A 5,503-nucleotide genomic window follows, 5' to 3' on the forward strand; every position below is an offset into this window, starting at 1 on the left:
TATTATCGATAATTTCAAACGATTGAATTTTTAACAATGTGATTTGTGCTGAGATAAAAACGTATCATAAAATTTATAAACTGTTATGAGTGATATCGGCTTTTCATTTCATTTGAATGCACCCATGCGTTATAATATTTACGTCATGATTTGCTTTTTATGCTCTATTCATACATGGCAATCTTCTATAAAAAATAGTCAAATGAATTACGTATAAAAATGTGGATTCCTAAGTGGATTCATATAAAATAATTACAAACAAACTATTGACTTTATTGTGTTTTTTGTGTATTGTGTGAGATCTAAACGCAGACCTTCCCATTGCTTGATAAGAGCAAGACCTTCTTGTGATATTTTTCGCATGTGCTTCTCCATAAAAAAATCCCCATACAAGATGGGGACAGGTGAAAATCTAAAATTGTAGTCATTGTGTATTGTTAAAAATCTCGTTTCATGTAACTTTTTTCTGTGTTATACGTTACATGAAACATAATGGAGATTTTATTATGGGTACAATGCACGTTAATCAACGGGTTCAAAAACATCGCAATGCGCAAAGAAAAGCAGGTTTGCGCTTAATGCAGATTTGGGTGCCAGATACACGCCAACCGAACTTTGTAGAAGAATGCCGCCGTCAATGTCGCTTAGTAGCAAAAATGGACAAAGGTGATGCTTCCATGCAAGTATTTATGGATCAATCTTTAAGAGATATTGATGGCTGGACAGAATGATGCGTGGATCTCTCGTAACAATAGCTATGCAAGGCGATTTTGGTAAACCAAGACCTGCGTTAATCATTCAAGCTAATCAATTTAGTGAACATACGAGCCTAACAGTGTTGCCAATTACAAGTACACTTGTTGCAGCACCATTACTTCGTGTTACTCTCCATCCAGATAGCAAAAATGGTTTACAAAAGCCTTCGCAAGTAATGATTGATAAAATTATGACTGTAAGATATGAAAAAGTTAGTACAGTTTTCGGCTCTATTCATGCAGATAAAATGGTAGAAATTGAACGCTGTTTGGCTGTATTTTTAGGAATAGTTAAATAATTTTTTAGGTATTTTTTTTATTTAAGTTCTCTTCTTATATATCTTCCTCATCCATATGGATTACGTCTTCGCCTTCGTCGTATGCATTGGGTGGGGCGTTTGGATCAAGGGTATCATCTTTGCTTGGTGTTGTGTTTGTAACGTTTTCAGCTGCATCTTCTTGTTTTTCATCAAAAAGTTCGCACTCTATTTTTGTGGTGTAACCACCTGTTTTATCAAGTTTATGTTTGACACTTTTGATACGCCATTCTGCTGGGATATAAGGACGAAAAGACGGATTTTGAACGAGTTTGGCTTCTGCTTGTACAAAAGGATCACCACTGATATCGCATGAAAAAGAAGACTTACCACGTGATGATTTATTGCGATAAGCGGCAATGGCTGCAACAGCTTCTGATTGATTGTGGTAGGTGTATTTGAGTTCATGAAACGGCGGTTTACCAACTTTGACTTCTTTTTTTTCACCAGTGCGAATATCATGATAGGTTGCAAGTACACCGCCTTTTTTCTCTTCCTCCTCTTCCTTTTCTTTCTTAAATGTTGTTTCTGATTTTTCCAATTCAGGTGATAATAGTGCTTCTCTATCATTTTCATCCATATGAATGGAGTTTGCATCATCATCCATCTCTTCTGATGCTTGTGCATTAGCTGCAGCTTTTTGGTCATCTCCTACATCTGTTTCTAAGCCATTTGCTGCACCTGCTTCGTCTCGTGCGCTGTATTTAAAATCCCAAGACGTGCAGTGTTTTTCATGAATAACAACAATAGGAAGTGCTTCTCCAGTAATGGCTTTACCTTCACCTCGTTTGGCAAGCACAAGTTTACCATCAACAGGCTTTGCTACCGCATCGTATTCTCCTGCAAGGCGTGTAGCAAAAGCCATATCACTTTCAGCCGTTTGATCAATGTGACGCACAACAATTTTTGCAAGAGAAGGATCAACTTTTGGAATGTAGCCATTACGCTTTGCTATCTCTTGAACAATACTGCCAAGAGTTTGCTGATGATAGGATTGGCTTTTTGGTGTTCTATAAGACGTGTTCATTGATGCCGCACGCCCTGTAACATTTAAGCTTTGTGGTGGGCTGCTCACAGAGATTTCATCTATTAGATAGGCGCCCATAGCGCGTGTTTTGCCACCTTCATAACCAAGTGTCACAGAAATAACCGTCCCGATTAAAGGGATATCAAGAAAGCCATTATCACACTCACGTACACGGTCATCAAGTTCTATAGTAATACGATCACTTTTGTTTTCTGCTTCATCGGTAATTTCAATTGATAAAACATAATCCATAAGAGATTTTGTAATGTCTTCACCATTTGCTAGAACCATGCAAAAAGGTTTCATGATTGACTACCCCAAATTCTAATCACCGGTGTCGCTTTTGGATAAGGTAAAGAAGGTAGCAATATTGTGATGCCTGCTTTTAAAATGGGTCCATAGTCCGCAAGTCCCAAATTTGCTGCATAAACGCGTTCAACAGCAAGCGCCTGTTGACCTTTGGCATAATATTTCCAGCAAATGGCATCAATCATATCGCCATCTTTGGTTATGTAAAGATCACTCATTTATCTTCACCATATTCTCTCAATTTTATCGTAAATTCTTGTTTTTTAGGGGTACCATTATGATGAAAAACACTTTGTTTTTCCTCCACAGAAAGGATGACAAATTTGCCTAAGATTTTTCCTTGACCCGTTACGAGGATATGAGGTCCCATATGCGCTATTTGCCGTAAATACTCGAGCTGTCTATGTCCTCCTTTGAAATTTGGATAAATCACACCAGCTAAAGAAAATTCCGCGTTTGCAACTGCTGGCAATTGAAGAGCTGCCTTTCGTCCCAATCGTCCTTGCTCGACCCATGGAACACCATAAGACATATCAAGTGTTTGATAAGCTGCTGTTTCAACCGAAAAAATAAAACCACTCAAAGCTAACATCATGATATTTAATCCGAAAGACTGGAGGCTATAGCCAAGCGTTGCTGCTTCGCATAGCGTTCAAGTGCTTGATTAACTGCGTCTCTGATTTCATTCTTAAGACCATTTGGTACTGAAATATTTAAATTTGTAATGGTCACACTAGCATCTACTTCCACAGATTTATGAGCCTTAATTGGCTTTGAAACTTTCAAGCCACTCACTTTTGCATTTGGAGCTTCCATATGTCTTGTTTCAGCGACACCTGTATTAAAGCCACTCTTGTGTTTTTCAGGTGGGGTATTTGTAACCACTGTTGTATCAAGCATTTTTTTTGCACGATCATTGGTTTCATCAGTAAAGGTTTTAATAGTTGAAGTTTTATTGATTGAAACATTAAAACCAAGCTTTTCTTTCATCCAATCAGGCATCCAGCTGGTTAATTTATTCATCATATTGCAAAATCCGTTATACAGATCGTCCCATTTGCTTTTAATGCCCTCCCAAAGCCCGTTAATCAGTTTGGATCCTGCTGCCATTAAATCGATGCCAAAAAGCCATTTAATTAATGCATTGATGCCTTTCGCTATCCAAGAAAGTGGTGAAAACTTTTTAAAGAGAGTAAAGAGATTATTGAAAGCATCACTCAGCAAACTGGAACAATAATCCCATAACTTGCTTATGAAACTTACGACTGTGTCCCAGTTTTTGTAGAGGAGATATCCAGCAGCAACAAGGGCTGCAATACCAGCAATGATCCAGCCTATAGGAGTTGTCATGATTGCAATACCAAGCGATACAAAAGATGCTCCAACGGCAATGATTGCTGGAATAACTGAAGCTATAAGAACGGATCCAACCACAGCCAAAGATGCAGCCACCCAGCCATTGAGTTTATCCCAATATTTATAGAGTACAAAAAATGCCATAATGCCACCCATTAGCCAGCCTATAGGAGTTGTCATGATTGCAATACCAAGCGATACAAAAGATGCTCCAACGGCAGCTAAGGATGCAATAAGTGGACCAAAAATGAACGCACTAAGCGCCACAACCCCTACCTTGAAGAGAGTGATTTCACCAATCAGAGGCTCCATCCAACGAAACCAGCCTTTAATTCTTTCTGTGAGATCACTAATGCCTCTTCTCAAATCAGAGGTAGGATTAAGCAAATCTTTCAAAGTTTGTTTTAGTTTTTTGGCCCAACTAGAAACGGTTGTTTGAATGAGATCTCGGTTTTCATCAATCAGCTTTGAAAAAGCATCGATCATATCATTAATTACGGGCATAAAACGTGCACCAATAAAATTGGTGACACCACCTATTTTTTTCTTAAATGCTCCCATCTTATCACTTAAGTCTGCTGCATAACGCGCAACATCGGCACCTATGAGCCATTTTCCTTTTCGTGCCTTTTCAAACAGTTCTTTAATGGGCTCCATTCCTTGCGAAAGCATGGCGGCCATTTCCTTGCCATCCCCACCAAACAGCAGAGCAGCAATATGCTGTCTTTGTGCTTGATTTTTCATCTTACTCATCTTGTCGGTAATTTCTTCCAACAAAGCCGAATTTGACTTGAGTTTTCCCGAAGCATCTTTCACCGAAATTCCAAGCGCTTCAAAGCCCATAATACCTCTTTTTTGTCCTGCATAAGCTTGCGCAGAACGCCTATTTAAAGTGGCTAAGGATTGTTGAAAGCGTTCGGCAGAAGTGCCTGAATTGTCTGCCGCGTCGCCCCATAATTGAAGCGACGCAACACTCATACCCAAATGTCGTGATGCGTGATGAAGACTATCCCCCAAATGCATGGTTTTCATGGTAACGGCAGCCAAACTTGCCACAAGACCACCACCAGCAAGACCTAAGGCACCAGTCAAAACCGAAGCACGGCTTGCTGCTGTGCCAAGAGCTCCCTGAACGCCATGCAGGCTTTTGGTCATGTTTTTTACTGCAGCAGAAAAGCGGGGAATACCCAAACTATGTGAGAGTGTTTTTGACAATATATCAAATTTTTTTTGAACACGTTTGAGAGGTGCCGTGAGGTTATCTTCAAGAAATAATTTGACCTTTGCATTGGCAACTTTTTTACTCATTTTGTTTTATACCTTTCTGCTGCTTGTTTGCGCCAGAATATTAATTCTCGCGGTTCTATTTCCATCATGTCTGAAAGAGACCAATGGAACACAATAGCAATATCGGCTATCAGCTTTGCGGCGGTTTCCCAGTCTAGGTCCCCCGCCGTTTGGTAAAAGATTCCAAAATATCTCCGATACTTGCCATGTCACCACCATCAAGTTCGCCAACAGCTTCATGCGGCCATTCAGAAAGACGTGCGATCATAGTTACCACCTGATCTGTCGCTTCTTTTTTATCAATGGCTTGTATGTCTTTTACTTTGATGCGCCGTAAGGTAATTTCGGTGTGTTCTTCTTCCTTCTCCACCGCGCATTGCATAAAAATATAATAATATCAATTATTTATTGGATAAAATTTTATATGAATCCACTTAGGAATCCACATTTTT

General features: G+C 39.3%; 8 protein-coding genes. 2 read left to right on the forward strand and 6 right to left on the reverse strand.

Annotated elements, in window-relative coordinates; all coding sequences use genetic code 11:
• Nucleotides 1-506: 506 nt before the first annotated feature.
• Both ABID39_RS07515 and ABID39_RS07520 read left to right on the forward strand, forming a co-directional pair.
• Nucleotides 507-731 carry an antitoxin MazE family protein gene (locus tag ABID39_RS07515; RefSeq protein WP_354187512.1) on the forward strand — a complete coding sequence of 75 codons (225 nt, stop codon included), beginning with the start codon at nt 507-509 and terminating at the stop codon, nt 729-731.
• Nucleotides 731-1,054 carry a type II toxin-antitoxin system PemK/MazF family toxin gene (locus ABID39_RS07520; protein WP_354187523.1) on the forward strand — a complete coding sequence of 108 codons (324 nt, stop codon included), beginning with the start codon at nt 731-733 and terminating at the stop codon, nt 1,052-1,054. The genes ABID39_RS07515 and ABID39_RS07520 overlap by 1 nt, the downstream gene beginning before the upstream one ends.
• Nucleotides 1,055-1,088: 34 nt before the next feature.
• Here ABID39_RS07520 and ABID39_RS07525 read toward each other — a convergent pair whose 3' ends face one another.
• The 6 genes from ABID39_RS07525 to ABID39_RS07550 are packed head-to-tail and all read right to left on the reverse strand — an operon-like array spanning nt 1,089 to nt 5,433.
• A complete protein-coding gene (locus ABID39_RS07525) occupies nt 1,089-2,405 on the reverse strand; it encodes a contractile injection system protein, VgrG/Pvc8 family (protein ID WP_354187514.1) in 1,317 nt (438 codons plus the stop codon).
• Nucleotides 2,402-2,626: a tail protein X gene (locus ABID39_RS07530; protein WP_354187516.1), complete on the reverse strand. Its 225-nt coding sequence runs from the start codon at nt 2,624-2,626 to the stop codon at nt 2,402-2,404. The genes ABID39_RS07525 and ABID39_RS07530 overlap by 4 nt, the downstream gene beginning before the upstream one ends.
• Nucleotides 2,623-3,003 carry a phage tail protein gene (locus ABID39_RS07535; protein ID WP_354187518.1) on the reverse strand — a complete coding sequence of 127 codons (381 nt, stop codon included), beginning with the start codon at nt 3,001-3,003 and terminating at the stop codon, nt 2,623-2,625. The genes ABID39_RS07530 and ABID39_RS07535 overlap by 4 nt, the downstream gene beginning before the upstream one ends.
• Nucleotides 3,004-3,008: 5 nt before the next feature.
• Nucleotides 3,009-5,072: a phage tail tape measure protein gene (locus ABID39_RS07540; RefSeq protein WP_354187520.1), complete on the reverse strand. Its 2,064-nt coding sequence runs from the start codon at nt 5,070-5,072 to the stop codon at nt 3,009-3,011.
• Nucleotides 5,069-5,233 carry a GpE family phage tail protein gene (locus ABID39_RS07545; RefSeq protein ID WP_354187524.1) on the reverse strand — a complete coding sequence of 55 codons (165 nt, stop codon included), beginning with the start codon at nt 5,231-5,233 and terminating at the stop codon, nt 5,069-5,071. The genes ABID39_RS07540 and ABID39_RS07545 overlap by 4 nt, the downstream gene beginning before the upstream one ends.
• Nucleotides 5,206-5,433 carry a phage tail assembly protein gene (locus ABID39_RS07550; protein WP_354187522.1) on the reverse strand — a complete coding sequence of 76 codons (228 nt, stop codon included), beginning with the start codon at nt 5,431-5,433 and terminating at the stop codon, nt 5,206-5,208. Before ABID39_RS07550 ends, ABID39_RS07545 begins: the two co-directional genes overlap by 28 nt.
• Nucleotides 5,434-5,503 lie beyond the last annotated feature (70 nt).

It is taken from the genome of Bartonella japonica (genome assembly GCF_040545385.1).
GTDB classification, from domain to species: domain Bacteria; phylum Pseudomonadota; class Alphaproteobacteria; order Rhizobiales; family Rhizobiaceae; genus Bartonella; species Bartonella japonica.

Bases quoted from the DNA above. Each gene is read 5' to 3' on its own strand.
- ABID39_RS07550 (WP_354187522.1), bottom strand. From the start codon at position 5,433: ATGCAATGCGCGGTGGAGAAGGAAGAAGAACACACCGAAATTACCTTA.
- ABID39_RS07520 (WP_354187523.1), top strand. From the start codon at position 731: ATGCGTGGATCTCTCGTAACAATAGCTATGCAAGGCGATTTTGGTAAA.
- ABID39_RS07525 (WP_354187514.1), bottom strand. From the start codon at position 2,405: ATGAAACCTTTTTGCATGGTTCTAGCAAATGGTGAAGACATTACAAAA.
- ABID39_RS07515 (WP_354187512.1), top strand. From the start codon at position 507: ATGGGTACAATGCACGTTAATCAACGGGTTCAAAAACATCGCAATGCG.
- ABID39_RS07530 (WP_354187516.1), bottom strand. From the start codon at position 2,626: ATGAGTGATCTTTACATAACCAAAGATGGCGATATGATTGATGCCATT.
- ABID39_RS07540 (WP_354187520.1), bottom strand. From the start codon at position 5,072: ATGAGTAAAAAAGTTGCCAATGCAAAGGTCAAATTATTTCTTGAAGAT.
- ABID39_RS07535 (WP_354187518.1), bottom strand. From the start codon at position 3,003: ATGATGTTAGCTTTGAGTGGTTTTATTTTTTCGGTTGAAACAGCAGCT.